Origin of the sequence: Pseudonocardia yuanmonensis (assembly GCF_039542425.1) — a bacterium.
Taxonomy (GTDB): Bacteria; Actinomycetota; Actinomycetes; order Mycobacteriales; family Pseudonocardiaceae; genus Pseudonocardia; species Pseudonocardia yuanmonensis.
Genome location: NZ_BAABIC010000009.1, coordinates 40,768 through 65,082 on the forward strand (window position 1 = coordinate 40,768; position 24,315 = coordinate 65,082).

Below are 24,315 nucleotides of genomic sequence, written 5' to 3' on the forward strand. Positions count from 1 at the left end.
ACACGTGGTCTGACCTGCAACGATGGTGCGCCGCGAGGGAATCGAACCCCCAACCCGCTGGAGGGGAGTCGGGTAGTCACTAGGAATGCCCAGCGTGACCACCGACTACGTGATGGGGATGACCGTCGTGCTGGCGGACGGCTCGGCGGTCGAGCTGGGCGGACCGCGGCTCAAGGACGTCGCGGGTCTGTCGCTGACCGCCTACGGCGAGATCATGGAGCTCGCCATGGGCCTCGGCGGGACGATCACGGGGGAGCACGGTGTCGGGCGGCTCAAGAAGCCCTGGTTGGAGGACTACCTCGGGCCGGATGTCATGTCCCTGGATCGACGGGTCAAGGACGCCCTCGACCCGTGGGGCATCCTCAACCCGGGTTCGGTCTTCGGCTGACCGCCCGGCGCAGAGGAGGCCCGGCTCCCTCGCGGAGCCGGGCCTCGGCGTCGTTCGTCCGGGGGCCGTCTACAGCCGGTACGATCTGATCTTGCTGTAGAGCGTGGGGCGGGAGACCCCGAGCTCCTTCGCCGCCGCGCTCTTGTTCCCCCCGTTCGCGGCGATCGCCTCGGCGATCACCGACGCCTCCGCGCGTTCGAGGGGGGTCAGCCGCCTGCTGCTGGTCTGGTGCCAGAGGTAGCGGGGGAGATGGGCCACCTCGATACGGGCGCCCCCGGACTCCTCGATCGCCCGGGACATCGCGAACCTCAGCTCGGTCATGTTGCCGGGCCAGGTGTGGTCGTACAGGACGGCCATCGCCGCGGAGGTCACCCAGCCGGGCTTGCCGAGAACACCCGCTACCAGGCTCTTCAGCTCCTCCCGCCGGAGTCGGAGCGCCGGAACGTCCACGATGGCCGGCTCGAGCTCGTCGGCGACCACGGCGAGGCTGCCCGGCATGTCGTGTTGGCTGCTCGTCCACGTCATCGCGACCGGGAGGACGTCCCCCCAGCTCCGCAGCAGCGGCAGGAGCTCGTCTCGAAGCTGTTCGAGGGGAACACGGTCGAGACCCTCGACCGCAAGGGCGGGCTGCGTGGTCTCGATCTCGGCGGAGAGTGAGGCGAGTCCGTCCGCGCTCAGCAGCTCCCTCGCCTCGACCAGCCTGGAGTCGGGGAACCGGGCGAGAAGTCGCCGCGTCAGGTACGTCTTGCCCGCGCCCTGCTCGCCCCGCAGAACGACGCAGCGGTTCTCCGCCCATGCCCGCTCGGCGAGCCGCAGCATCCGCTCGTCCGTGTCGAGGATCTCGTGCTCGGGCTCGGCTGCGACAGGGGTGTGCGGCGGCTCGCCGAGGATGAGGACGGCTCCCGTGAGCTGCTGCCCCTCCGACAGCGGACGGAGAGTCGCGCTGCGGCCGTCGGGGAAGTCGATCCGGCTCCCGGTCTCGAGCGAGTCGAGCACCTGGCTCCACAGCAGCTGGTGTTCGAGCTGGAGCTCCGAGGCCGCGTGGTTCTTGATGATGACGTCCGGACTCAACGTGATGACCGGGTTGGCCCCCTTGGCCCGCTCGGAGAGGAACTCGTCGAACAGCTTCCGTTCCCGCACCCCGGCGGCCTCGAGGAGCGCGTGGCGGATCTCGCGGACCAGTTTGACGATCGTCGGCTCGAGCATCTGGTTCGCGTCCTCGACCGGACACGTGATGTTGACGGCGCCGACCGTCCGGCGGGTGAGCGGATGAGCGACCGGCGCCGCGACACAGGCGAAGCGGTGGAAGTGCTCCTTGAAGTGTTCCTCACCGTGTACGGCGGCGACGCGCCCGAGTTCCAGGGCGGTGCCGAGACCGTTCGTCCCGGCGTGCTCCTCGCCGAACGCCGATCCCTCGAGCAGGCCCGAGTCGTCCAGTGCGCTGCGCAGCGCGGAGTCCGAGGTCCAACGCCACAGCACCACTCCTGCACTGTTCGTGATCGCGAGGCAGGTATCGGTGGTCCCGAGGAGCTCCGCGGTCGCCGACATCACAGGTATCGCCATGCGCGCGAAGCGGCTGTCGAAGTCCGCATCCGTGTGCGGCAGATTGGGCTCGGTCGGGTCTACCCCGGAGAGCCGGGACCGGCGCCAGGAGGTGAGAATCTCGCTGCGCACCCCGATCAGCTCCTCGCCGAGCTGGAAGCGCTCCCAAGCTACGCGTCCCTGCATGGCTGTGACCTCCTCCGCCGCCGTCGGCACGGGCAACGAATGTAGCCACGCTCTCCGGCGAGGCCTGTAAGGAAGTCTTACACGGCGTCCCATGTCGCGCGGGTCCACGGGATGCTGCGCCGTGGTCGTGCAAACTTTCTTGACGCCACCCCCCTCCCTCGTTGCCGTCTACTTCTCGGCGCCGGCACCTCGCGTCGGCAACTCAGCACACCGCGACGAGGCGGAGGAGTTTCCAGATGACGAACCTGAGCGGCAAGGTCGCATTGGTGACGGGTGCCGCCCGCGGAACAAGGCCGAGCGCACGCGGTCACACTGGCCAAGGCAGGTGCGGACATCGTCGCCCTCGACATGGCCGAGGACCTGACGACCGTCCCCTATGGCCTCGGCACCGCTGACGATCTCAAAGCCACGGCCACGGCGGTCGAGGACCAGGACCGCCGAGTCCTCACCGCCAAGGCTGATGTCCGCAGTTCGGCACAGCTCGACGAGGTCGTCGCCGCAGCGCTCGACCAGTTCGGCCACATCGACGTCGTCTGCGCCAATGCCGGCATCTACTCCCAGGCCAACTTCTGGGAGATGACCGACGAGATGTGGCAGGACATGATCGACGTCAACTTGACCGGGGTGTGGCGCACCGCGAAGGCCGTCGCCCCGCACCTCATCGAACGACGGCAGGGCTCGATCGTCCTGACGTCCTCGGTCAACGGGTTCCAGCCGGGTTGGCAGATCGCGCACTACGTGGCGGCCAAGCACGGGGTGATCGGCCTGATGCGCAACTTCGCGAACGAGCTCGCGCCCTACGGTGTCCGGTGCAACGCCGTCTGTCCTGGCGCCATCGACACGCTGATGCTGAACAACCCGCACACCTACGAGCGGTTCGCAGGCAAGCCGGGGGGCACCCGCGAGGAGGCGATCGAGAGTGTGCGCCACTTCCACCTCCTGCACGGCCGCTCGATGCTTCCACCGACCGCGGTGAGCGAGGCCATCGCCTTCCTGTCCTCCGACGCGGCGGAGCACGTCACCGGGATCGCTTTCCCGGTTGATGCGGGGCACCTCGCCATGGACGGCTACAACCCGTCCCCGACCAAGTAGACCGATCTGCAGCCGGAGAGGAACACCGTGAGCGAGAACGAGAAGAAGCCCGTCGACGCCGTGGTCATCGGTGCGGGCTTCAGCGGCCTGCTGTCGCTGCACAAGCTGCGCAACGAGCTGGGGCTCGACGCGGTAGCCCTGGAGAAGGGCGACGGGATCGGCGGCACCTGGTTCTGGAACCGCTACCCGGGTGCCCTGTCGGACAGCGAGTCCTTCGTCTACTGCTACTCCTTCGACGACGAGCTGCTGCAGGACTGGGACCTGAGCACCCGGTACCTCGCCCAGCCCGAGGTGCTCGCGTACCTGCGCTCCTTCGCCGAACGCAAGGGGCTCGTCGAGCACGTCGAGCTCAACGCCACGGTGGTGAGGGTGCACTTCGACGACGCGACAGCGCTGTGGTCGGTCGAGACCGAGGACGGCCGGTCGTACACCGCTCGTTACGTCGTGGGCGCGCTCGGCCCGCTGTCCGCGGCGAACATCCCCACGATCCCGGGCATCGAGAAGTTCCGTGGCGAGGTCTACCACACGAGCAACTGGCCCGCGGAGTACGACCTCCGAGGCAAGCGGGTGGGCGTCATCGGCACCGGGTCGACGGGCGTCCAGGTGATCACCGCGCTGGCCGGCGAGGTCGGCGAGCTGACCGTTTTCCAGCGCACCCCCCAGTACAGCGTCCCGCTGGGCAACCGTGAGCTCAGCGACGAGTACGTCCGCGAGGTCAAGGCGAACTACGGGAAGATCTGGGAGGACGTCTACTCCTCCTCGGTCGGCATGGGCTTCGACGAGTCGACCGTCCCGGCGATGAGCGTGTCCGCGGAGGAACGCCGCGAGGTCTTCGAGAAGGCCTGGCAGCACGGCGGTGGCTTCTACTTCATGTTCGGGACCTTCGGCGACATCGGCGTGGACCCCGAGGCGAACGAGGCCGCGGCCTCGTTCATCCGGGGGAAGATCGCCGAGATCGTCGAGGACCCCGAGACCGCTCGCAAGCTCACCCCGACCGACCTCTATGCGCGGCGCCCGCTCTGCGACTCCGGCTACTACGCGACCTTCAACCGTCCGAACGTCCACCTGGTCGACGTCAGGGACACCCCCATCGTCGACGCGGCCGCTCGCGGGCTGCGGACCTCGGACGGAGCGTTGCACGAGCTCGACGTCCTGATCTACGCGACCGGCTTCGACGCGGTGGAGGGCAGCTACAACCGGATCGACGTCCGCGGCCGGGGCGGCCACGCGCTCGTCGACCACTGGCGCGACATGCCGCGTGGGTATCTCGGAGTGGCCGTCGCTGGCTTCCCGAACCTCTTCACGGTCTTCGGCCCGAACTCGAGTTTCAGCAACAACCCGCCCGTGCTGTCAATCCAGGCCGAGTGGATCGCCGAGGCCATCCGCCACGCGGCGAAGGAGGAGGCGGTCCTGGAGCCCACCGTCGAGGCCGAGGAGTCCTGGACGACGCTCTGCAACGAGATCTCGGACGGCACCCTGTTCCCCGAGGTGGAGTCCTGGATCTTCGGCAACAACATCGAGGGCAAGTCGACCCGGTCCCGCTTCTACCTGGGCGGCCTGGGGGCCTACCGCGACATCCTGGCGAACGAGGCCGCCCAGGGCTACCAGGGGTTCGTCGCCGGTCGGTCCTGAGCGCGTTCCGCTCGTCCGGTTCAAGCGGCTTTTCAACGGAGAGAGGTCCCCCATGTCCACGAAGTGGCGACGCACCGCCGCCGCAGCAGTCGGGGTAGCGCTCGGTGCTCTGGTCGCCGGGTGCGGCCCGAGCGGCACCGTCGACGGCGACCGGCAGTACACGATCGGCGTGACCACCCTGTTCTCCTCGCCGATCATCAACGGGTACACGGCCGGGATGCAGGCCGAGGCCGACAAGCGCGGGATCACCCTCAAGGTGAACACGGCGGACAGCAACGTCGGCAAAGAAGCATCGATCATCGACACGTACATCACCCAGCAGGTCGACGCGATCCTCATCGACCCGATCTCCGACAGTGGGTCCATCCCCGCCGTCCAGCGCGCGGTCGCCGCAGGCATCACCGTGCTGTGCTACGACACCTGCATCCAGGAGGACGCGAAGGCGTCCATGATCAAGGGCTACGTCACCTCCGACCAGACCGCGCTCGGTCGGGAGGCGGGTGAGGCCGCGGCGAAGTACATCGCAGAGGACCTGGGCGGCAAGGCGAAGATCGGGATGCTCACCTGCGACCAGTCCTACGCCATCTGCGCCCAGCGCCGGGACGGGTTCCTCAGCGCACTCGCACCGGGGTCCTACGAGATCGTGGCCAAGCAGGAGGGATACGTGGTGGACAAGGCACGTCCGCTCGCCACCGACATGCTGACCGCCAACCCCGACCTCGGACTGATCTTCGGCCAGAACGAGGGCAGCACCATCGGCGCCGCGCTCGCGGTGAAGTCCGCGGGCCGCACCGGGACGCACGTGGTGGGCATCGACATCACCCCCGTGATCGCGCAACTGATGACGGAGCCGGATCCGGCACTGGTGTTCACGGCGGGTCAGGGGGCCGAGGAGCTCGGCCAGAAGGCGATCGGACTCGCGGTCGACGCCCTCGAGGGCAGACCCCAGGCGGAGACCCAGTACGCGGGCCTGCTCCCGTACTCGGCGAGCGACCAGGCCGGCCTGGCCGCCTACCTGTCGACCCACAACTGACATGGCCGAGGTTGACTCGGCAGGGGCCGACACGGCAGAGCCGACGGAGCGGGTCGCCCTCGAGGTCGAGGGTCTCACCAAGAGCTTCGGCGCCGTCCGCGCGGTGCGCGCGGTCGACCTGCGGTTGCGCGCCGGTGAGATCAGAGCGGTCCTCGGCCTGAACGGGGCCGGGAAGTCGACCCTGGTGAAGATGCTGAGCGGGGTGGTCGAACCCGACGCCGGGGCGATCTCGATCGCCGGAAACCCCGTCCGGTTCCGGACGCCCGCTGACGCCATGGCCGCCGGACTGTCCACCGTCCACCAGGAGCTGACGATCGTGCCCGGGCTCTCGGTCGCCGAGAACATCTATCTGGGGCGGTGGCCGACCCGGCGTGGCGCGGGCCTCGACCGGCGACGGATGGTGAAGGAGGCCGCCGGTCTGCTGGACCGTGTCGGCGCCAGGGCATCGCCCCAGGGCATGGCGGGCGACCTGCCCATCGGTGACCAGCAGCTCGTGGAGATCGCGCGCGCGGTCGGGACGCGACCGCACGTGCTCCTGCTCGACGAACCCACGAGCTCGCTGTCGGTCCCCGAAGCCGATCGGCTGATCGCGCTCGTCCGGCGGCTCGCCGAGTCGGGGGTGGCGATCATCTACATCTCGCACCGGATGGACGAGATCCGGCGGGTAGCGGACTCCGTGTCGGTGATGCGGGACGGCAGCCTCATCGAGACCGTCGCCGTCGGCACTGCGTCGACCCGCGAGATCGTGGCGATGATGACGGGGGACCGGCCGACCGGCCCGAGCCTGCGGCGTCCTGCGACGGTCGCCCCCGCGCCTGTCTCCGCCGCTGCCACGCCCCCCGACCACGCCGCCCTCTCGGTGCGAGACCTGTCGACCGCTCATCTGCACGGGATCGGCTTCGACCTGAGGCGGGGAGAGGTCCTCGGCGTCGCCGGCGTCCTCGGGGCGGGCCGCACCTCCTTGCTGCGCGCACTCGCGGGTGCCGATCCGTACAGCGGTACGGTCACGGTGCGGGGCCAGGCGGTCCGGCGCGGTGGCCTGCGTACCATGCGGCGCCGCGGCGTCGGGTTGGCCCCGGAGGACCGGAAGTCCGAGGGGCTCGCCCTGGGGCTGTCGATCCGGGAGAACGTCGCCGTCGGCTGTCTGTCACGGATCAGCCGGGGTGGTGTGGTGTCCCGCGGTCGGGAGCGCGCCGTCCTCACCGAGGTCATGAGCCGCCTCGGGGTCCACTGGCGGGTCGACGCCCCGCCCACCACGCTCAGCGGCGGGAAACCAGCAGCGCGTCGTGCTCGGCCGCTGGCTGGCGAACGGCGCCCGCGTCCTCCTGCTCGACGAGCCGACCCGCGGGGTCGACGTCCGGGCGAAACGCGAGATCTACGGCCTGCTCTCCGAGCTGGCCGCCGACGGGTCAGCACCATCTTCTGTACGTCGGAGTTCGACGAGCTCTACCACGTCGCGTCCCGTGCGCTCGTGCTGCGGCGCGGTCGACTGGTGGCGGATGCGGATCTGACCGAGATCGACGAGCAGCAGCTCATGCTCGTCGCAATGGGAGAGGGCGACAATGTCTGACACCCCGACGGGGACCGGCGTGACCCTGCAGGACCCGCCGAGCGAGCCGGCAGGCGAGCATCGCGGCGCAGCCGGCGTCCTCGGCCGCTTCCGCCACCTGGAACACGGGGGCCTGGCCGGGGCCACGATCGTGCTGATGGTCGTCCTGGCGTCGATCGCTCCCTACTTCCTCACCTCGCGGAACCTGCTGAACGTGCTGCAACAGGCATCGTTCGTCGGGATCATCGCGCTGGCGATGACGTTCGTGATCGTCGCCGGGGAGATCGACATCAGCGTGGGCTCGGCGATGGCCTTCGCCTCGGCGCTGCTCGGGGTCCTCGTCGTGGATCACGGTTGGACGCTGCCTGCGGCGGTCCTCGTGGTGCTGGTCGTCGGCGCGATGATCGGGCTGCTGATCGGTGCCGTGCGCGTGTGGTTCGACGTGCCCTCGTTCATCGTCACCCTTGCTCTGTTCGGCATCCTGCGCGGACTGGCGCAGATGCTCACCGACGCCGTCCCGGTTCGAATCGCGAGCGAGTCGTTCACGCATTGGGGCAACGGTACGGTCGCAGGCATTCCGATCCCAGCTCTGATCATGATCGGGTTCCTGCTCGTCTGCTGGTTCGTCCTGAGCCGGACGTCCTTCGGCCGCAGCGTGTTCGCTGTCGGCGGCAACGCCGAGGCCGCGCGGCTGGCCGGCATCAACGTGGCCCGGATCAGGATCACGACGTTCGTCACGACGGGTGTGGCAGCGGCGTTGGCCGGCGTGCTGGTCTCCGCGCAGCTCAGTTCCGGCGACTCGACGATCGGGTCCGGTGCCGAGTTCACCGCGATCTCTGCGGTCATCATCGGCGGGGCGAGCCTGGCGGGTGGGCGGGGCTCCGTTCCCGGCACCTTCCTCGGCATCGTGTTCCTCGGGATCCTGGGTAACGGGATGGTGCTGCTCGACCTCAGCTCCTACGCGCAGGGCATTGCGAGCGGGGTGATCGTGCTCATCGCCGTCGTGCTGAGCGCCGGCCGCGGCGAGCTGGGACGGGTCGTCCGGCTGTTCGGCCTCTGATGGCGCAAGCCAGAGGGGGTGTCATGAGACTGAACACCCGCCGGGGCGGCGGTCCGGGGACGATCGACGAGTGCATCGGGAGGACAGGTCATGGCGGCGCGGATAACCCAGCAGTTCCCGGACATCCCCTTCGCGGAGCTCTCCCCGGGGAGCCGGTTCCATGCGGAGCTGCACCTGACCGAGGAGCTCGTACGGGAGTACATCCGTCTGGCCGGGGTGCGTACACGGCAACCCCAGGACACGGTGCCTCCGTCTCTCTACTGCACCTTCCTGCCGATGTTCCAGGCGATGGGGGGTCGGATGGAACAGGGCACCCTGCAGGTGGGTCAACGGATCCGGGTTCGTCGCGCGGTCACGGTCGGAACCGTGCTGGCCGCCGAGGTGACCGTGCGCGAGGCCGTCGAGGTCCACGGGCGGAGGCAGGTCGTCGTCGAGACGGTGTTCTCCGACCGCGACGTGGTCACCTGCGTCTCGACCAGCACCTACTTCTGGGGGTACGCGAGGCGATGAGCGGGACCGACGAACCGACCGTGGTGACGCGAACGTTCGCGCAGCAGGACCTGGACGACTTCGGCTTCGTCAGCGGCGGCACGGGACTGATCCACACCGACCCCGGCTTCGCCGCCCGCACCGAGTTCGGCCGCCCGCTGGTCCAGGGTCTCCTCCTGCTCGCGGTGGTCGAGGAGGCCGTCTGCCGGGCGCGGCCCGAGTGGGCCGGCGCTGGGGACGTGGAAGTCCGATATCGGGCGCCGGTGACGGTCGGCGACGCGTTCCGCGTGGAGATCCTCCCCACGGGTGCCGACGAGCTGACGATCGAGGCGACGACCGCGGACGGCGTCGTCCTCACCGGGGTCGCCCGCGTCGCGGCCTGATCCGACCCCGCCCACCTCCGACAACCATCGAGAAGGCATGAGTACTGAGCGCGAGCCCGCCAGCGGCAGCACGGACAGCACTGACGTCACCGACGTCCTCTTCCGGCCGAAGTCGATCGTGCTGGTCGGGGCGTCGGGTGACCCGGCCAAGATCGGCGGCAAGCTGCTGGCCCATCTGCGCGACGGCGGCTACCCGGGTGAGATCCATCTGGTCAGCAAGGCGGGGCTGCCGATCCGGGGGTTGCCCTCCGTGACATCCGTGGCGGAGCTTCCAGTCGACGCCACGATCGATCTCGCGGTGGTCGCCACCCCGGCGGCTGCCGTGCCCGAGACGGTGGCCGCGCTCGGCCACCGGGGAGTGCGGGCCGCGGTCGTCGTCAGCTCGGGGTTCGGCGAGACCGGCACCCTCGAGGGAGCCCGGCTCGAGGAGGAGCTCCGCGCCGCGTGCCGGACGACCGGGATCCGCGTACTCGGGCCCAACTGCCAGGGCGTGGCCAACCTGGGAGCGGGGCTCGTCGCCTCCTTCTCGTCGACGTTCAGCAAGTCCACGGGTCTCACCGACGGCGGTGTCGCGGTCCTGAGCCAGAGCGGCGCGATGGCCGCCGTGCTCACGCAGCTGGCCCAGCCGTTCGTCGACGGCGTCCGCTACTGGGCGGCCACCGGGAACGAGTTGGACCTCGGCGTCGCGGACCTGCTGCGCGGCGTCGTCGCGGACCCCGCGATCAGGACCGTGCAGCTCTACCTCGAACACCTTGGCTCGGCGCCCGTCCTCGCCGCTGCGGCGGCGGAGGCGGCCCGCTCCGGCAAGACGGTCCTGGCCCTCAAGTCGGGCACGACCGCGTCGGGCAGTCGAGCGGCGGGCTCCCACACGGGCGCGCTCGCCCAGGAGGACTCGGTCGTCGACGCGTTCCTCGCCCGGCACGGCGTGGTGCGGGCGCGCGACCCGCGCGAGATGAGTGAGCTCGTCCGCCTGTTCGCTCAGCCCCGTACTGCGGGCGAGGGGCGCGTCGCGCTCGTGACGAACTCCGGTGGCCTCGGGGTGCTGCTCACCGACGAGGCGGAGGCGCACGGCCTGCGGCTCGCGGAGTTCTCCCCCCGCACGCTCGCCGAGCTGCGGGCGGGACTGCCGTCGTTCGCGGCGGTGGAGAACCCCATCGACGTGACCGCGCAGCTGCTCAGCACGCCGGAGCTGGTCCGGACAGCGCTGGACGCCGTGGAACAGGACGAGGGCACCGACGTCGTGGTCGTCGCGCTCGGGATCCTGGGTGAGTACTACGACCTCGACCAGATCCTGGCCGACGTCGTGGACCTCCAGCGGCGGACCGCGAAGCTGGTCGTCGTGTGCTGGGTGGCGGGCCACGCGGGCATGGTCGAGCGGTTCGCCGCACACGGCGTGCCCGCGTTCGACGACACCACGGCGTGCATGCGAGCGATCGGCGCTCTGGCCCGCCACGGCCGCCGCCTCGCCGAGGAGGACCATGTCCCGCTCGGGCGGCCGACCGACGCACCAGACGGCACCGGCCTGCAGTCCGAGCACCGTGGCAAGCAGATCCTCGCAGGCTGGGGGCTCCCAGTCGTAGATTCCCGGCTGGCCACCGACGTCGACGGCGCGGTGGCAGTGGCGGGGGAGATCGGCTACCCGGTGGTTCTCAAGCTGTCCGGCCCGACGATCGCGCACAAGACCGAGCTCGGCCTCGTGCAGGTCGGCATCACGGACGACGACGCGCTGCGGGTGGCCGCCCGCCGGATGCTCGACGCGGCGGCACCGGGCGGGTCGGTGTCCGGCGCAGTCGACGGGCTGCTCGTCGAGCCCATGGTGGCCGGCGTCGCCGAGATGACGGTGGGGGTCGTCCACGACGCCGCCGTCGGGCCGGTGGTCATGGTCGGGGCCGGGGGCGTGCAGGCCGAGCTGTTGAAGGACGTCCGCCTGCTCGTCCCGCCCGTCACCGAGGCGGCGACCCGGTCCGCCATCGAGTCGTTGGCGCTTCACCCCTTGATCGACGGCTACCGCGGCCGCCCGCCGGGCGACGTCGAGGCCCTCGTCCGGCTGGTCGTCGACCTCGCCGGGACCACGGCCGTGCGGGAGGGCCGGGTTGCCGAGCTCGACCTGAACCCGGTCCTGGTGCTGCCGCGGGGCCAGGGGGTGGTCGCCGTCGACGTCGCCCTGACGCTGCGCGAACCTGACCGGTGACCGCACGGGGTGCGGGCCCGAGGACGTCGCGAACAGGACCGACGAGTGCAGGAGCAGGGAGAGTGAGTCATGCGTGACATCGGTGTGGTCGGCTGCGGCTTGATGGGCGCCGGGATCGCCGAGGTCATCGCGCGGGCCGGGCGGTCCTTCGTGGTGGTCGAGTCGGACGACTTCGCGGTGAGCGCGGGCCGGGACCGTCTCGAGCGGTCCCTGGCCAAGGCGGAGAAGCGGGGGCTGGTCGCCGACGCCGCGTGCATCCTCAACCGGATCGTGATCGAGAGTGACCTCGAGGCATTGCACGACCGGAGCTTCGTCGTCGAGGCGATCGCCGAGGACGAGGGCGCGAAGGTAGAGCTGTTCGGACGGCTGGACGCCGTCGTCAGCTCCCCCACAGCGATCCTCGCCTCCAACACGTCGTCGATCCCGATCATGAAGCTGGGTGTCGCGACCTCCCGACCGGCCCGTGTCCTTGGCGTCCACTTCTTCAACCCGGTCCCCGTGCTGGAGCTGGTGGAGCTGGTGCCCAGTCTGCTCACCGACCCGGCCGTGCACCAGGAGGTACGGACCTTCGTCGTCGATGTGCTCGGCAAGCGGCCGATCGACTGCCAGGATCCAGCCGGCTTCGTGGTGAACGCCCTGCTCATTCCGTACCTGCTGTCCGCGGTCCGGATGCTCGAGTCGGGATTCGCCACCGCCGAGGACATCGACACCGGGATGGTCGCGGGGTGCGCGCACCCCCAGGGCCCACTGGCCCTCAGCGATCTCATCGGCCTGGACACCGTGCTCGCCGTCGCGGACTCGCTGTACCAGGAGTTCAAGGAACCGACGCACGCCGCGCCCCCGCTACTGGCGCGGATGGTCGAGGCAGGTCTGCTGGGCCGCAAGTCGGGCCGCGGCTTCTACCACTACGCATGAGGGGCCGGCGATGAGCGAAACGACCCTGCTCGACCGCCCGCGGTTCTTCATCGACGGCGGCTGGTGCGAACCCGAGGGCACCGAGCGGCACGTCGCCCTCGACGCTGCGACCGAGGAGGTCATCGGCACGGCAGCCCTGGGCTCCCCGGCAGACATCGCCGCGGCGGCCCGAGCCGCCCGCGCGGCACTCGACGACGGGCCGTGGAGCCGGACGACGGGCGCCGAGCGGGCTGCGGCGATGCGGCGGGTCGCCGCCGCCCTGGAGGCTCGCGGCGCCGCGACGGCCGAGCTTGTCAGTCGCGAGAACGGCATGCCGATCGGACTGTCGCGCCTGACGGACGTCGGGCTCCCGGTGAACGCGTTGCGCTACTACGCCGACCTGACCGAGGCACTCCCGCTCGAAGAGGTCCGGCCGAGCGCGAACGGGGCCACGCTCGTCCGCCGGGAGCCGGTGGGGGTGGTCGGGGCGATCACACCGTGGAACTACCCCCAGGCGCTCGCCATGGACAAGATCGCCCCTGCGCTGGCGGCGGGCTGCACCGTGGTGCTCAAGCCGTCGCCGGAGACCGCCCTGGACTCCTACATCTTCGCCGAGGCCGCGATGGAGGCGGAGCTCCCACCCGGCGTGCTCAACGTCGTGCTGGCAAGCCGCGAGGCGAGCGCGGCCCTGGTGTCGAGCCCGGACGTCGACAAGATCGCGTTCACCGGGTCGACGGCCGCCGGCCGGGTTATCGGTGCCGAGTGCGGCAGGCTCATCCGGCGCTGCACCCTCGAGCTGGGTGGCAGGTCGGCGGCCATCGTGCTCGACGACGCCGACCTCGACGTCCTCGTCGGTGGCCTCACCGGCGCCGCGTTCCGCAACAACGCGCAGACATGCACGACCCAGGCCGCATCCTCGCCCCGCGGCATCGCTACGGCGAGGTGGTGGAGGCGGTCACCGAGTTCGCCCGCGCCCAGGTCGTCGGCAACCCGCTCGACGAGGCCACGACCTGCGGACCGATGGCGTCGGAGGCGCACCTGAACCGCCTACTCGGCTTCATCGACCGGGCCCGCGAGACACAGGCCCGCTTGACCATCGGCGGTCAACGCCCCGCCGACCTCGACCGTGGCTGGTTCGTGCAGCCCACTGTCTTCGCCGACGTGGACAACCACGACCCCATCGCCGTCGAGGAGGTCTTCGGCCCTGTGCTGACCGTCATTCCGTACGACGGGGGCGACGACGCGGCGATCCGGATGGCCAACGACAGCGCGTACGGCCTCGCCGGTTCGGTGTGGACGGCCGACGAGGCCCGCGGGGTCGAGGTCGCCAGGCACGTGCGGACCGGCACCATCGGGGTGAACTACTACGCCATCGATCCTCGGGCGCCCTTCGGCGGGATGAAGGACAGCGGGATCGGTCGGGAACGTGGGCCCGAGGGGCTCGCGGGCTGCGACGGCGCCGCGGCTGCTCCTGGTCGATGAGCCGACCCGTGGGATGGACGTCGGCGCGAGATCGGAGATCTACCGGGTGCTCCGCAGGCTGACCGAGGACGGAACCGTGGTGATCGTGGCGTGCTCGGACATCCAGGAGGCGCTCGGGATCGGGGACCGGGTACTGACCTTCTACCGAGGCCGGGTCGTCGGGCGACACCGCGGGCCAGGTCACCGCAGCCGAGCTGCTGGCCGAGGTCACGCACCCGAACACCGCCACCGTGCGGGAGGCGTCGTGAACGCCGACAGGGCGACGATCGCCCCGTCGTCCGCCGAGGACACGGGCGCTCCTGAGCCGCACCGGGCCCGGCGCCTGCGTCCGTCCACGTTCGTCGTGCCGGCCGCGGTGGCGGTGGTTGCCGTCCTGGTGGTCGCCACGCCGCCGCTGCGCACCGTGGAGAACGCGATCGTGATCCTGCGGGCGGCCGCGCTGACGGGGATCGTCGCGATCGGCATGACGTTCGTGACCCTCGCCGGGATGTTCTTCTCGCTCGCCTCGGCCGGGACCACGGTGTTGTCCGGCATCGTGTTCGCCCTGCTGGCGGACTCGCAGGGGCTCGTGATCGCCCTGCTCGCCGCGCTGGGCGTCGGCCTCGTCGCGGGGGCCCTGCAGGGGTGGGTGGCCGGGGTCGCGGCAACCCGATCGTCGTCACGCTGGCGGGCGGCCTCGTCCTGTCCGGGACCGCGGTACTGGCCGGGAACAACAGCAACCTCTACCTGACCACGGACGTCGGGGCGGCACTCGGCTCGGCACGCCCGCTGGGTGTCCCGATCCAGGTCTACTTCTTCCTCGCGTTCGGCCTCCTCACGACCCTCGTGCTGCGCCGGACCCGCTTCGGCAGGCAGGTCGGGCTGCTCGGCACGAACCCGCGGACCGCGGCGGAGATCGGGATCTCCCGCGTGCGAATCGGGCTCGCGGTGTTCGTGATCGCTTCGGTCGCAGCCGCCTTCGTCGGCGTGTGCACCACGGCGCAGACCCGCGAGGCAGGCGTGGTCGGGTTCGAAAGGCTCGACGTCGACGTGATCGCGGCGGTGATCGTGGGCGGCACGGCCGTGGCGGGCGGTCAGGGCTCCGTCGCCCGCAGCATGGCGGGCACGGTCGTGATCGCCTTCCTGGAGAACGTCATGATCGTCCGCGGGTTCAGCCCCGGCTTGCGCACCCTGCTCGTGGGGCTCTGCGTCCTGGTGGTCGTCGTCGCGACCACCCTTGTTCCGAGGAGGACCCGGTCGTGACGTTTCGGCTCTCCCGCACCCTGGGAGTGCGACTGGCGATCCTGGTCGCGCTGTACGCCGTGTTCGCCGTGCTGGCGCCCGGGTCCCGCGGGGCGCCCGGCCTCTACGGCGTGCTCATCGGGCTCGGTTTCGTCGGCCTCGTCGCCCTCGGCGTGGGCCTGACGATGATCGCGGCGAACTCGACCTCTCGGTCGGGTCCATGGTGGCGCTCGGGGCGGTGCTCGGGGCGCAGACCTCGGGCCAAGGGCTCATCGCGGCGCTGCTGACCTGCATCGCCGTGGGCGGCGTGCTCGGGCTGCTGCAGGGCTGGCTCATCGGCCGGACCGGCATGAACTCGTTGGTGGTGACGATCGGTTCGCTGATCGCCGTGCAGGGGGCGGCCCAGACGTTGGCGGGCGACCGCACCGTCCTCGTGTCCGACCTGCGAGTGTCCGACCTGTTGGGCCAGGGGATCGCGTTCGTCCTGCAGCCCTCCTCGGTGATCGCGATCGTCGTCGCGATCGCGCCGGCGTCGTCCTGGCCCGCACCCGCTTCGGGCGGCAGGTCTACGCCGTCGGGGGAGCCCGGGCGGAGGCAACGGCCGCCGGCATCCCGCACGTCCTCGTGATCACCGCAGTCTTCGCGTGCTCGGGAGCCCTGGCGGCGCTCGCGGGTGGGCTGCAGGCGCTGGCGTCCGGCAGCGGTGATCCGACCGCATACCATTCCGTGCTCATCCAGGCCGTCACCGCGGCGCTGGTCGGCGGGGTCGCCCTGTCCGGCGGCATCGGCAGTGTGGCGGGCATCGTCACCGGAACCCTCATCGTCCAGACCCTGAGCACGGGGATGACCGCCTTGTCCGTGCCGCCGTACCTGACGAGTGTCGGCCTCGGTGGGCTCCTCGTCGTCATCGTGCTGGTCGACGTCGCGCAGAACAGGCGGTCGCCATGGCGCCCTCGGGTTCGGGATGGGGCCCTGGTGGTCGCATCACCCGGGAGAGGGCGCTGATGCGCGTCTCGATGTGACCGCACACCCGCTCAGCTTCCGGGTCCCGCCTGAACAGCAGGTCAGCCTGGGGGTCGGCACGGCCGTCAAGCGGGACACCGTCCTCGTGGAGGTGATCACCGACGAAGGGATCGTCGGGTTCGGGGAGGCCCACCACGGCCGTGCGCCGGGTGCGGTCGCCCACCTGGTGAACAGCACGCTGCGCGAGCTCGTCCTCGGGCGGGACCCGCTCGACGTCCTCGGTGCGTGGGACGCGGTGTACCGCGGGCAGCTCGCGAGCCACGGGACCGGCGCCGCCGCGGCCCTCGCGCACAGCGGGATGGACATGGCTTTGTGGGACATCCGTGGTAAGGCCGTGGGCTGCCGCTCTACCGCCTGCTCGGCGGGGCCTCGCGCCGTGCCCGCGTACGCCGGTGGGATCGCGCTCGGTTTCGGGCCGGTCGCAGCGTTGGTCGAGGAGGCGCAGGCGCTGGTCGGGGCGGGGTTCCGAGCCCTGAAGCTGCGCGTGGGCTCCGTCGAGGCAGACCTGCTGAGGGTGGCGGCGGCCCGCGAAGCGATCGGCGACGACATCAGCGTCCTCGTCGACGCCAACACCGCTTACACGCTGCAGGACGCGCGCGGCGGGTACTGCCCGTGCTGGAGCGAATGGGGGTCGGGTGGCTCGAGGAGCCCTTCCCGGCGCACGACCACCGCTCCTATCGCGTGGCCGCGGCGGGGACATCGGTGCCCTTGGCGTGCGGCGAGAACGTGTACACGCGCTTCGAGTTCGAGCGGGTCCTGGCCGACGGCGCCGTGTCGGTCCTTCAACCGGACCTCCCGAAGGCCGGCGGCGTCACCGAGGTCATGCGCGTCGCGTCGCTCGCGTCGGCGTGGCGGATCCCGATCCACCCGCACACCTCGATGTCCGCGCTGAACATGGCCGCGACGGTGCACCTGCTGTGTGCCGTCGACGGACCCTGCTACCGCTGAGCACACCGCGGCGTCGAGAACTGGCGCGACGAGGAGCGGCGGCGATGGTCGTGGCGGCGAAGAGGAAAGGGATGTGTGACATGGCAGGACGCCTCGAGGGCAAGGTGGCGCTGATCTCCGGTGCGGCGCGGGGGCAGGGGCGGTCGCACGCCGTCCGACTGGCGGAGGAGGGCGCGGACATCATCGCGTTCGACGTCTGCCGCCAGCTCGACACCGTGCCCTACCCGATGTCGACCCCCGACGACCTGGCGGAGACGGTGCGTCAGGTCGAGGAGCTCGACCGCCGGATCGTCGCCATGGAGGCGGACGTCCGGGACTCCGCGGCCGTGCAGGCGGTCGTCGACGCCGGGCTGTACACGTTCGAGCGGCTGGACATCGTGTGCGCGAACGCCGGGATCCTGCGGTTCGTCGAGAACGTCTGGTCGGTGACCGACGCCGAATGGGACGAGATGATCGGGGTATGCCCCACGGGGGCCTGGAAGACGATCCGGGCGGCCGTTCCAGCCATGATCGCCTCGGGCCACGGCGGGTCGATCGTGCTGACGAGCTCCACGGCCGGGATCAAGGGCATGACGAACATCGGGCCCTACACCACCGCCAAGCACGGCATCGTCGGGCTCATGCGCACGCTCGCCGTCGACCTGGCTCCGCACTCGATACGGGTCAACACGGTGCTTCCGACGGGTGTCAGCTCGCCGATGATCGTCAACGACTACGTGGACGAGTTCCTGGGCGCCCACCCCGACCTCTCGGTCAACTGGGCCAACCTGATGCCCGTCGACCAGGTCGAACCCCGGGACGTCTCGAACGCCGTCGCCTACCTCTGCTCTGACGAGGCGAGGTACGTGACGGGAGCGACCTTCCCCGTCGACGGGGGTGTGCTTCTCAAACAGGCCCCGTGGAGCGAACCTCTACGAGTCGAAGAGCAGGTCGGAGCCGAGTGCGAGGCGGATGAGGTCGGGCATGTCGGCCCGGACCGCGGTCCGGTCGGTGTCGATGAATTCGAGGAGCCGGTGGCGTCCCTCAACGTGAGGCCGTGGGGTGGTGGTGCTGAAGCCGCACGGTGTCTCGATGCACTCCAGCCCCCGACCGGTTCGTCGGGATGACCTGGGTGAGCACTGCCTGCTGCATGACGCCGCTGACGCATCGCGTTGTGATGCACGACGTCCACGCCACCGAACTTGTCGGCGGCGAACTCGAGTAGGTCATGGGCGTGCTGCTCGTCCGTCAGGACGATCGGATGAAGCGACTCCATCCGTCCGCCTGTAGTCCACACGATGTCGAGAGTCTCTTGGGCGTCCTCCCCCAGGATGTCCCATCCGATGATGGACGCGCCTACCGCCGCGCGGCGGAGTGCGACCTCCCTCGCCATCCCGATTCCGGTTCCGGTGTTGACCACGACTTTGCCTTCCAGGCGACCTGGCACCGGCACCCTCCCCCTCACTCTTCGGCGTAGCGGGACCGAACGCGTGCAGTCGCGCCAGGCAGGAGTGACCACATGGTCGATTTACAGAACGCGTGGTCGAACATCGTGAGCCGAGTGCGCGCGGGGTGTCAAGACGCTGCTCGTCGTCCGCTTCCGGCTGTTGACAGAGGCGCGAGCCGCGACCTAGTTTGACCACTCAGTTGGATTGCCAACTCACTGGTTACACCCGCTGAGCGTGACGCTCGGCCGCGTCCCCGGGCCCGAACAGCTTCGCGTAGTCCCGGCGCGCGCACCCCGACGAGGACACGTTGCGGTGTCCGTATGGAGGTCGTTGAGATGGCGAGTCTCGAGGGCAAGGTCGCCTTCGTCACGGGCGCGGCTCGTGGGCAGGGTCGCTCGCACGCAGTCCACCTCGCGCAGGCCGGCGCGGATGTGATCCTGCTCGACATCTGTCAGCAGATCCCGACCGTCCCCTACGCGATGTCCACGCCGGGGGATTTCGACGAGACGGTGGCGCTCGTCGAGAAGGTCGACCGCCGTGCCGTGCGCCTGGAGTGCGATGTCCGGGATCCGGCCGCGCTCGCCGCAGCCCTGGAACGGGCGGTGGCCGAACTGGGACGTCTGGACGTCGCGGTGCTCAACGCGGGCATCTGCGAGGTGACGGAGACCCCTCTGGTCTCGGCGGAGGCGTGGAACGCGGTGATCGGGACGAACCTCTCCGGCGCGTTCTTCTCCGCGCAGGCGGCAGCGAAGCACATCGTGGCGGGGGGCCGGGGCGGTTCGATGACCTTCGTCGGATCGGCCAGCACGCTCACGCCGACCTTCAACATGGCGGCCTACATCGCCTCGAAGCACGGCGTCGTCGGTCTGAGCAAGTCGTTCGCGAAGGATCTGGCCCGGCACCGGATCCGGGTGAACGTGGTCCACCCGACGAACTGCGACACCGCGATGATCCAGAACCCGGCGATCTACGGGCTGTTCGCCCCGGACGTCGAGAACCCCAGCCGCGAGGCGGTCGAGCCGGCGTTCCGGTCGATGACGGCGCTGGACACGCCCTGGGTGTCACCGGAGGACATCTCGCAGGCCGTCCTCTACCTCGCCGGTGAAAGCGGCAGGTACATCACCGGGACCGAGCTCGAGGTCACGGCCGGCTACCCGTTGCTGTAACGACACCGCGCCCTTCATCCGCGCCTCGCATCGGACGGAGATGTCCAATGTCTGAACCAATATCGGCCGAGCTCCTGACGAGCGACGAGCCCGTCGCCTTCGTCGGCTACGCCGACTCCCGACCCGGCCGGGAGCAGGATCTGCGCGAGCGGATGCTCGCCCTGGGCGACCCCAGTCGCGCCGAGCCCGGGGTCCTGGCGTACGAGGCGTTCGTCAATCCCGCCCGGCCCGGCAGCGTGGCCTTCTACGAGCTCTACCGAGACGGCCATGCCGTTCGCGAGCACCTCGAGCAGCCCTACATGCGGCGGTTCTTCGAGGACAGCGCATCCCTGCTCGTCGGGGACCTGGAGATCCATGTGCTCCACCCGCTGCGCGCCCAGGCGTCGCTGACCGAGCATCAGAAGGAGGAACACCGTGGGTAGGTTGGACGGCACCGTCGCACTCATCACCGGCGGGGCGAAGGGGCAGGGACGTTCGCACGCCGTCGCCGTGGCGCGCGAGGGTGCGGACGTCGCGCTCCTGGACAACTGCGTCGTCGACGTCGAGGGCCAGTTCTACCCGGGTGGGTCCCGGGAGGACCTCGAGGAGACTCACCGGATGGTGTCCGACCTCGGTCGTAGGTGCGTGAGCATCGTCGCCGACGTCCGCGACGCCGACGCGATGGTGAAGGCCGCGGAGCAGACGGTCGATGAGCTCGGCCGGATCGACCATCTGCTGTGCAACGCCGGACTCATCCTCGGCTTCGGCAAAGTGGCCGATCTCGATCCCGAACATTGGCGAGCGGTGATCGACACGAACCTGACCGGGGCCTTCCACGCCTGTCGTGCGGTCCTGCCCCACATGGTCGCGCAACGCAAGGGGGCGATCGTCATCACGGCCTCGACCGCGGGCCGGTTCGCCTATCAGCACATCGCGGACTACGGCGCGTCGAAGTGGGGTGTGATCGGGCTGATGAAGACCGTGGCGGCCGAGTACGGCGCCTACGGGATCCGGGCGAACTGCGTTGCGCCGACGAACGTCGACCCGGGTGACCTGCCCTCGATGAACAACAACCAGCAGGCGTACAAGCTGTTCTGTCCCGACCTCGAGAACCCGACCCGTGGGCAGATGCTCGAGCGGATGGCAGCGATGCACCCGCTCGGCGTCCCCCACGTCGCCGCGCAGGACGTCTCGAATGCCTACCTCTACCTGCTCTCGGACGACGCGCGCATGGTTTCCGGCGAGGTCCTGCACGTGTCCGCGGGCCTCATCGCGAACAACACCGCGTGACCGCCGCACCACGAACAGGAGTACTTCATGGCCAACCTGACGTTCGACTACATCGCCCGGACGATCGTCGTCACCGGCGCAGCCCGCGGCGTGGGCCGGGCCGTCGCCGAACGCTTCCGAGAGGCGGGTGGTGAGGTGTTCTGTGTCGACGCGGACGCCGACGCGGTGACCGAGACCGCCAAGGAGATCGGCGCGACCGGCGTCGCCGCCGACATCTCCGACACCGCTCGAGTCGAGGAGCTTTACGAGCGGGTCGTGACCGAGACCGGACGGGTGGACGTCGTGGTCAACAACGCCGGGATCCTGCGCGACGGGATGCTGTGGAAACTCACCGACGACGAATGGGAGGCGGTCCTCGCGGTGCACGCTGGTGGGACCTTCCGCATGACTCGGGCGGCGGTGCCCCACTTTCGTCGCCAGGGCGGAGGACGGATCGTCAACGTCACCTCCTACAGCGGACTCCGGGGGAACCTTGGACAGGCCAACTACGCCGCCGCCAAGGCGGGGATCATCGGGTTCACCAAGACTGCGGCGAAGGAACTCGCCCGATTCGGGGTCACCGTGAACGCGATCTCGCCGAACGCGGAGACCCGGATGATCGACTCGATTCCGCCGGAGCGGCGCAGGGACATCGAGGAGGCCATCCCCCTTCGCCGCTTCGGGGCCCCGTCGGAGATGGCGGCCGCCGTCGCCTTCCTGGCCTCGGACGAGGCCGCCTACATCACTGGCGTCGTCCTCCCAGTCGACGGAGGCATCGCCATCTGATGGGCCCGCTCCGACCCACCACCGTCGAGGAGCTGAGAGCCCTGGTCGGCGTCGAGCTCGGCCCGACCCCGTGGCGAACGGTCTCCCAGGGAGCAATCGACGCCTTCGCGAGGGTGACCGACGACCACCAGTGGATCCACGTCGACCCCGCGCGCGCAGCCGCGAGCCGGTTCGGTTCGACGATCGCGCACGGTCTCTACACGCTCTCGCTCGGCCCGGCCCTGCTGGGCGAGCTGATGTCCTTCGACGGGTTCGCCCCCACTCTCAACTACGGCTACGAGAAGGTGCGCTTCCCCGCGCCGTCACCGGTCGGGTCGCGCGTCAGGATGCGGGCGGTGATCCAGTCCGTCGATCGCGTCGGTGCCGACACCGCCCACGTGCTCACAGAGACGATCTTCGAGAGCGACGCCGGGCAGAAGCCGGTCTGCGTCGCCGTGCAGGTCAGCCGGTTCGCCGAGTCCGTCCTTGACATGCCCGGCGAGCGCTCCTAATCTGCCACGAGTTACTGCTCGTTCAAATTTTCAACTTACAGGTTGGCGGGCGGTGCCTCAGCCACCACTTCGACACTGAGGAGCGCGACGATGCGCGAGTACGACTCCCTCTGGCAGCCCTTGCAGGTCGGCCCCCTCACGCTCAAGAACCGGGTCGTGGTGACCCCGCACGCGCTGGCCTACGGCCGCGACAACCTCATGACCCAGCAGAGCGTCGACTACTACGAGGAGCGGGCGAAGGGCGGTGCCGGGCTGATCCTGACCGAGGCGCAGGTCGTGCACCCGTCGAGCCGCGGGATGATGCTCCGCACCCTGCAGAGCTGGCCGACCGAGGTGATCCCGGTCTACGAGCGGCTCGCGAAGGCCGTGCACAGGCACGGCGCCAAGGTGTTCGTCGACCTCTCGCACTTCGGTGCCGAGGACAACAACACGATGCACCTGGACAACTGGCGGTCGCTGTGGAGTGCGTCCGGCCTGCCGTCGCCGACCTACGGTGAGATCCCGCGGCCGATGACGGAGGAGGACATCGCCAAGCTGGTCGCGGGGTTCGGCCGCAGCGCGCGCAACGCCGCCGTCGCGGGCCTGGACGGCGCCGAGGTCCACGCCGCCCACGGCTACCTGCTGTGCAGCTTCCTCTCTCCGCTGACCAACCGTCGTACCGACGCCTACGGCGGGTCGACCGAGAACAGGTGCCGGATCGTCGTCGAGTGCGCGCAGGCCGTGCGGAAGGCGATGCCGGCGGAGGAGTTCGCGGTGGGTGTCCGTTTGTCGCTGAATGAGTTCGTGGCCGGCGGGATCGAGCCGGACGAGGGCGAGCGCATCCTGCGTACGCTCGACGAGACGGGTCTGTTCGACTACTTCAGCGTCAGCGGCGGAGCCGCCCTGACGTTCCACCAGACCGTGTCCCCGATGAGCATCCCCGGGACCCCGCTGGTCGACCTGGCGATGCGCGCCAAGCGGATCACCGACAAGCCGGTGCTCACCGCCAACGGGATCGCTGACTTGGACACCGCGAACGGGATCATCGAGCGGGGCGACGCCGACCTGGTGGCGATGACCCGCGCCCACATCGCCGACCCCCACCTGATCACCAAGGCGCAGACCGGGCGCGAGGACGAGATCCGGCACTGCGTGGCGGGCAACCAGGGCTGCTTCTCCCGCATGGCCAAGGGCTGGTCGCTGACCTGCACGCAGAACCCGTCAGCGGGCCGCGAGGCCGAGCTGGGGCTGGGCACCCTGGACCACGTCGCCGAGCCGAGGACGATCGTCGTCGTCGGGGGTGGACCCGCCGGCATGCGCGCGGCGGAGACCGCCGCCACGCGCGGCCACCGCGTCGTCCTCTTCGAGCGGGACGACGTGCTGGGCGGCCAGATCCGCTACGCCGCCCAGCTCCCCACCCGAGGCCGGTGGGCGGCGATGGTCTCGGACATGGAGCGCACGCTCGACAAGTTCAAGGTCGACATCCGGCTGGGCACGGCCGCGACCGTGGACACAATCGCGGCGGAGGACCCGCATCACGTCGTCGTCGCGACCGGCTCCTCCTGGAAGACGGACGGCTACCTGGCCGCCGTCGGCAACCACGGCGGCATCCCAGGGCTGGAGCACACGACCGTCCTGGACCCGATCACCGCGATCACGGAGCCGCAGCGGGCGGGGGAGCGGGTGCTGGTCATCGACGACACCGGCGACTACCTCGCGCTCGGGCTCGCCGAGAAGCTGGCCGCCGGCGGCAAGCAGGTGGAGGTCGTCACCACCCGGATGTCTTTGGGGGACAACACGGTCCTGTATCTCGACACCGCGCACCTCTTCCCGCGGCTGCACGCGGCGGGTGTGGAGCTGACACCTCAGCACGCGGTCTTCCAGGTCACCCCCGAGGGGGCGGTCGTCGGCCGGATCTGGGACGGGCGGACGAAGGTGGTCCCGATCGACTCGATCGTGACCGTGGCGATGCGAGCGCCCGAGGGTGCGCTGGCCACGGCGCTGGCAGGGCGCTTCCCCGTGACCGAGATCGGCGACTGCGTGGCCCCGCGCAGGGTCGACGAGGCGATCTACGAGGGCGAGATGGCGGGACGGACCGTCTGATG

General features: G+C 70.1%; 25 protein-coding genes and 3 pseudogenes. 26 read left to right on the forward strand and 2 right to left on the reverse strand.

Annotated elements, in window-relative coordinates:
• Positions 1-94: 94 nt before the first annotated feature.
• Positions 95-388: an FAD-linked oxidase C-terminal domain-containing protein gene (locus ABD990_RS14785; protein ID WP_345381070.1), complete on the forward strand. Its 294-nt coding sequence runs from the start codon at positions 95-97 to the stop codon at positions 386-388.
• 69 nt (positions 389-457) lie between these two features.
• On the opposite strand, the gene ABD990_RS14790 is transcribed toward ABD990_RS14785, so the two are convergent.
• Positions 458-2,146 (reverse strand): sigma-54-dependent Fis family transcriptional regulator, encoded by a 1,689-nt coding sequence (locus ABD990_RS14790; RefSeq protein ID WP_345381071.1) that lies wholly within the window; start codon positions 2,144-2,146, stop codon positions 458-460.
• 318 nt (positions 2,147-2,464) lie between these two features.
• On the opposite strand from ABD990_RS14790, the gene ABD990_RS14795 reads away from it, so the two are divergent.
• The 19 genes and pseudogenes from ABD990_RS14795 (at position 2,465) to ABD990_RS14880 (ending at position 18,219) form a co-directional block, all read left to right on the forward strand.
• Entirely contained in the window at positions 2,465-3,208 is a 744-nt protein-coding gene (locus ABD990_RS14795; protein ID WP_345381072.1) for a mycofactocin-coupled SDR family oxidoreductase, read from the forward strand.
• Between the two features lie 27 nt (positions 3,209-3,235).
• Positions 3,236-4,840 carry a flavin-containing monooxygenase gene (locus ABD990_RS14800; RefSeq protein ID WP_345381073.1) on the forward strand — a complete coding sequence of 535 codons (1,605 nt, stop codon included), beginning with the start codon at positions 3,236-3,238 and terminating at the stop codon, positions 4,838-4,840.
• Positions 4,841-4,892: 52 nt separating this feature from the next.
• Positions 4,893-5,873: a substrate-binding domain-containing protein gene (locus ABD990_RS14805; protein ID WP_345381074.1), complete on the forward strand. Its 981-nt coding sequence runs from the start codon at positions 4,893-4,895 to the stop codon at positions 5,871-5,873.
• Between the two features lies 1 nt (position 5,874).
• Entirely contained in the window at positions 5,875-7,443 is a 1,569-nt protein-coding gene (locus tag ABD990_RS14810) for a sugar ABC transporter ATP-binding protein (protein ID WP_345381075.1), read from the forward strand.
• Entirely contained in the window at positions 7,436-8,482 is a 1,047-nt protein-coding gene (locus ABD990_RS14815; RefSeq protein ID WP_345381076.1) for an ABC transporter permease, read from the forward strand. The genes ABD990_RS14810 and ABD990_RS14815 overlap by 8 nt, the downstream gene beginning before the upstream one ends.
• 90 nt (positions 8,483-8,572) lie before the next feature.
• Positions 8,573-8,992 (forward strand): hypothetical protein, encoded by a 420-nt coding sequence (locus ABD990_RS14820; RefSeq protein WP_345381077.1) that lies wholly within the window; start codon positions 8,573-8,575, stop codon positions 8,990-8,992.
• Positions 8,989-9,354 carry a MaoC family dehydratase gene (locus ABD990_RS14825; protein WP_345381078.1) on the forward strand — a complete coding sequence of 122 codons (366 nt, stop codon included), beginning with the start codon at positions 8,989-8,991 and terminating at the stop codon, positions 9,352-9,354. The genes ABD990_RS14820 and ABD990_RS14825 overlap by 4 nt, the downstream gene beginning before the upstream one ends.
• 37 nt (positions 9,355-9,391) lie before the next feature.
• Complete coding sequence (locus tag ABD990_RS14830) at positions 9,392-11,545, forward strand: acetate--CoA ligase family protein (protein ID WP_345381079.1); 2,154 nt, start codon at positions 9,392-9,394, stop codon at positions 11,543-11,545.
• A 69-nt stretch (positions 11,546-11,614) separates the two neighbouring features.
• Positions 11,615-12,460, forward strand: coding sequence for a 3-hydroxybutyryl-CoA dehydrogenase (locus ABD990_RS14835; RefSeq protein WP_345381080.1), 846 nt, complete (start codon positions 11,615-11,617; stop codon positions 12,458-12,460).
• A gap of 10 nt (positions 12,461-12,470) precedes the next feature.
• Positions 12,471-13,481 (forward strand): aldehyde dehydrogenase family protein, encoded by a 1,011-nt coding sequence (locus ABD990_RS14840; RefSeq protein WP_345381081.1) that lies wholly within the window; start codon positions 12,471-12,473, stop codon positions 13,479-13,481.
• On the forward strand, positions 13,385-13,921 hold the full coding sequence (locus tag ABD990_RS14845; RefSeq protein ID WP_345381082.1) for an aldehyde dehydrogenase family protein: 537 nt from the start codon (positions 13,385-13,387) through the stop codon (positions 13,919-13,921). The genes ABD990_RS14840 and ABD990_RS14845 overlap by 97 nt, the downstream gene beginning before the upstream one ends.
• Before the next feature lie 244 nt (positions 13,922-14,165).
• On the forward strand, positions 14,166-14,651 hold the full coding sequence (locus ABD990_RS14850) for a hypothetical protein (RefSeq protein WP_345381083.1): 486 nt from the start codon (positions 14,166-14,168) through the stop codon (positions 14,649-14,651).
• Positions 14,546-15,163, forward strand: a complete 618-nt coding sequence (locus tag ABD990_RS14855; RefSeq protein WP_345381084.1) for an ABC transporter permease — start codon at positions 14,546-14,548, stop codon at positions 15,161-15,163. The genes ABD990_RS14850 and ABD990_RS14855 overlap by 106 nt, the downstream gene beginning before the upstream one ends.
• Entirely contained in the window at positions 15,160-15,429 is a 270-nt protein-coding gene (locus tag ABD990_RS14860) for a hypothetical protein (RefSeq protein WP_345381085.1), read from the forward strand. Before ABD990_RS14855 ends, ABD990_RS14860 begins: the two co-directional genes overlap by 4 nt.
• Positions 15,363-15,770: an ABC transporter permease gene (locus ABD990_RS14865; protein WP_345381086.1), complete on the forward strand. Its 408-nt coding sequence runs from the start codon at positions 15,363-15,365 to the stop codon at positions 15,768-15,770. The genes ABD990_RS14860 and ABD990_RS14865 overlap by 67 nt, the downstream gene beginning before the upstream one ends.
• A complete protein-coding gene (locus tag ABD990_RS14870) occupies positions 15,680-16,147 on the forward strand; it encodes an ABC transporter permease subunit (protein ID WP_345381263.1) in 468 nt (155 codons plus the stop codon). The genes ABD990_RS14865 and ABD990_RS14870 overlap by 91 nt, the downstream gene beginning before the upstream one ends.
• A pseudogene (locus ABD990_RS34390) lies at positions 16,107-16,739 on the forward strand (enolase C-terminal domain-like protein); the annotation flags it as partial. The gene ABD990_RS14870 and the pseudogene ABD990_RS34390, both read left to right, overlap by 41 nt.
• A gap of 26 nt (positions 16,740-16,765) precedes the next feature.
• Positions 16,766-17,113 (forward strand): annotated as a pseudogene (locus ABD990_RS34395) (enolase C-terminal domain-like protein); the annotation flags it as partial.
• 80 nt (positions 17,114-17,193) lie between these two features.
• A complete protein-coding gene (locus ABD990_RS14880; RefSeq protein ID WP_345381087.1) occupies positions 17,194-18,219 on the forward strand; it encodes a mycofactocin-coupled SDR family oxidoreductase in 1,026 nt (341 codons plus the stop codon).
• Between the two features lie 38 nt (positions 18,220-18,257).
• On the opposite strand, the pseudogene ABD990_RS34400 reads toward ABD990_RS14880, so the two are convergent.
• Positions 18,258-18,611: pseudogene (locus ABD990_RS34400) on the reverse strand (SDR family NAD(P)-dependent oxidoreductase); the annotation flags it as partial.
• A 264-nt stretch (positions 18,612-18,875) separates the two neighbouring features.
• On the opposite strand from ABD990_RS34400, the gene ABD990_RS14885 reads away from it, so the two are divergent.
• The 6 genes from ABD990_RS14885 (at position 18,876) to ABD990_RS14910 (ending at position 24,313) form a co-directional block, all read left to right on the forward strand.
• Positions 18,876-19,706, forward strand: a complete 831-nt coding sequence (locus ABD990_RS14885) for a mycofactocin-coupled SDR family oxidoreductase (protein WP_345381088.1) — start codon at positions 18,876-18,878, stop codon at positions 19,704-19,706.
• A 47-nt stretch (positions 19,707-19,753) separates the two neighbouring features.
• A complete protein-coding gene (locus tag ABD990_RS14890) occupies positions 19,754-20,128 on the forward strand; it encodes a putative quinol monooxygenase (protein WP_345381089.1) in 375 nt (124 codons plus the stop codon).
• The gene (locus ABD990_RS14895; RefSeq protein WP_345381090.1) at positions 20,121-20,975 is read left to right on the forward strand and encodes a mycofactocin-coupled SDR family oxidoreductase; all 855 of its coding nucleotides are present in this window, start codon (positions 20,121-20,123) and stop codon (positions 20,973-20,975) included. Before ABD990_RS14890 ends, ABD990_RS14895 begins: the two co-directional genes overlap by 8 nt.
• Before the next feature lie 27 nt (positions 20,976-21,002).
• Entirely contained in the window at positions 21,003-21,740 is a 738-nt protein-coding gene (fabG, locus tag ABD990_RS14900) for a 3-oxoacyl-ACP reductase FabG (protein ID WP_345381091.1), read from the forward strand.
• The gene (locus ABD990_RS14905) at positions 21,740-22,231 is read left to right on the forward strand and encodes a MaoC family dehydratase (RefSeq protein ID WP_345381092.1); all 492 of its coding nucleotides are present in this window, start codon (positions 21,740-21,742) and stop codon (positions 22,229-22,231) included. The genes fabG and ABD990_RS14905 overlap by 1 nt, the downstream gene beginning before the upstream one ends.
• Before the next feature lie 90 nt (positions 22,232-22,321).
• Positions 22,322-24,313: an oxidoreductase gene (locus ABD990_RS14910; RefSeq protein WP_345381093.1), complete on the forward strand. Its 1,992-nt coding sequence runs from the start codon at positions 22,322-22,324 to the stop codon at positions 24,311-24,313.
• Positions 24,314-24,315: the final 2 nt, after the last annotated feature.

Excerpts from the sequence above, each read along its gene's own strand:
- ABD990_RS14825 (WP_345381078.1), top strand. The coding sequence starts at position 8,989 with ATGAGCGGGACCGACGAACCGACCGTGGTGACGCGAACGTTCGCGCAG.
- ABD990_RS14910 (WP_345381093.1), top strand. The coding sequence starts at position 22,322 with ATGCGCGAGTACGACTCCCTCTGGCAGCCCTTGCAGGTCGGCCCCCTC.
- ABD990_RS14880 (WP_345381087.1), top strand. The coding sequence starts at position 17,194 with ATGGCAGGACGCCTCGAGGGCAAGGTGGCGCTGATCTCCGGTGCGGCG.
- ABD990_RS14885 (WP_345381088.1), top strand. The coding sequence starts at position 18,876 with ATGGCGAGTCTCGAGGGCAAGGTCGCCTTCGTCACGGGCGCGGCTCGT.
- ABD990_RS14810 (WP_345381075.1), top strand. The coding sequence starts at position 5,875 with ATGGCCGAGGTTGACTCGGCAGGGGCCGACACGGCAGAGCCGACGGAG.
- ABD990_RS14830 (WP_345381079.1), top strand. The coding sequence starts at position 9,392 with ATGAGTACTGAGCGCGAGCCCGCCAGCGGCAGCACGGACAGCACTGAC.
- ABD990_RS14805 (WP_345381074.1), top strand. The coding sequence starts at position 4,893 with ATGTCCACGAAGTGGCGACGCACCGCCGCCGCAGCAGTCGGGGTAGCG.
- ABD990_RS14820 (WP_345381077.1), top strand. The coding sequence starts at position 8,573 with ATGGCGGCGCGGATAACCCAGCAGTTCCCGGACATCCCCTTCGCGGAG.
- ABD990_RS14890 (WP_345381089.1), top strand. The coding sequence starts at position 19,754 with ATGTCTGAACCAATATCGGCCGAGCTCCTGACGAGCGACGAGCCCGTC.
- ABD990_RS14795 (WP_345381072.1), top strand. The coding sequence starts at position 2,465 with ATGGCCGAGGACCTGACGACCGTCCCCTATGGCCTCGGCACCGCTGAC.
- ABD990_RS14815 (WP_345381076.1), top strand. The coding sequence starts at position 7,436 with ATGTCTGACACCCCGACGGGGACCGGCGTGACCCTGCAGGACCCGCCG.
- ABD990_RS14905 (WP_345381092.1), top strand. The coding sequence starts at position 21,740 with ATGGGCCCGCTCCGACCCACCACCGTCGAGGAGCTGAGAGCCCTGGTC.
- ABD990_RS14835 (WP_345381080.1), top strand. The coding sequence starts at position 11,615 with ATGCGTGACATCGGTGTGGTCGGCTGCGGCTTGATGGGCGCCGGGATC.
- ABD990_RS14865 (WP_345381086.1), top strand. The coding sequence starts at position 15,363 with ATGGTGGCGCTCGGGGCGGTGCTCGGGGCGCAGACCTCGGGCCAAGGG.
- ABD990_RS14840 (WP_345381081.1), top strand. The coding sequence starts at position 12,471 with ATGAGCGAAACGACCCTGCTCGACCGCCCGCGGTTCTTCATCGACGGC.
- fabG (WP_345381091.1), top strand. The coding sequence starts at position 21,003 with ATGGCCAACCTGACGTTCGACTACATCGCCCGGACGATCGTCGTCACC.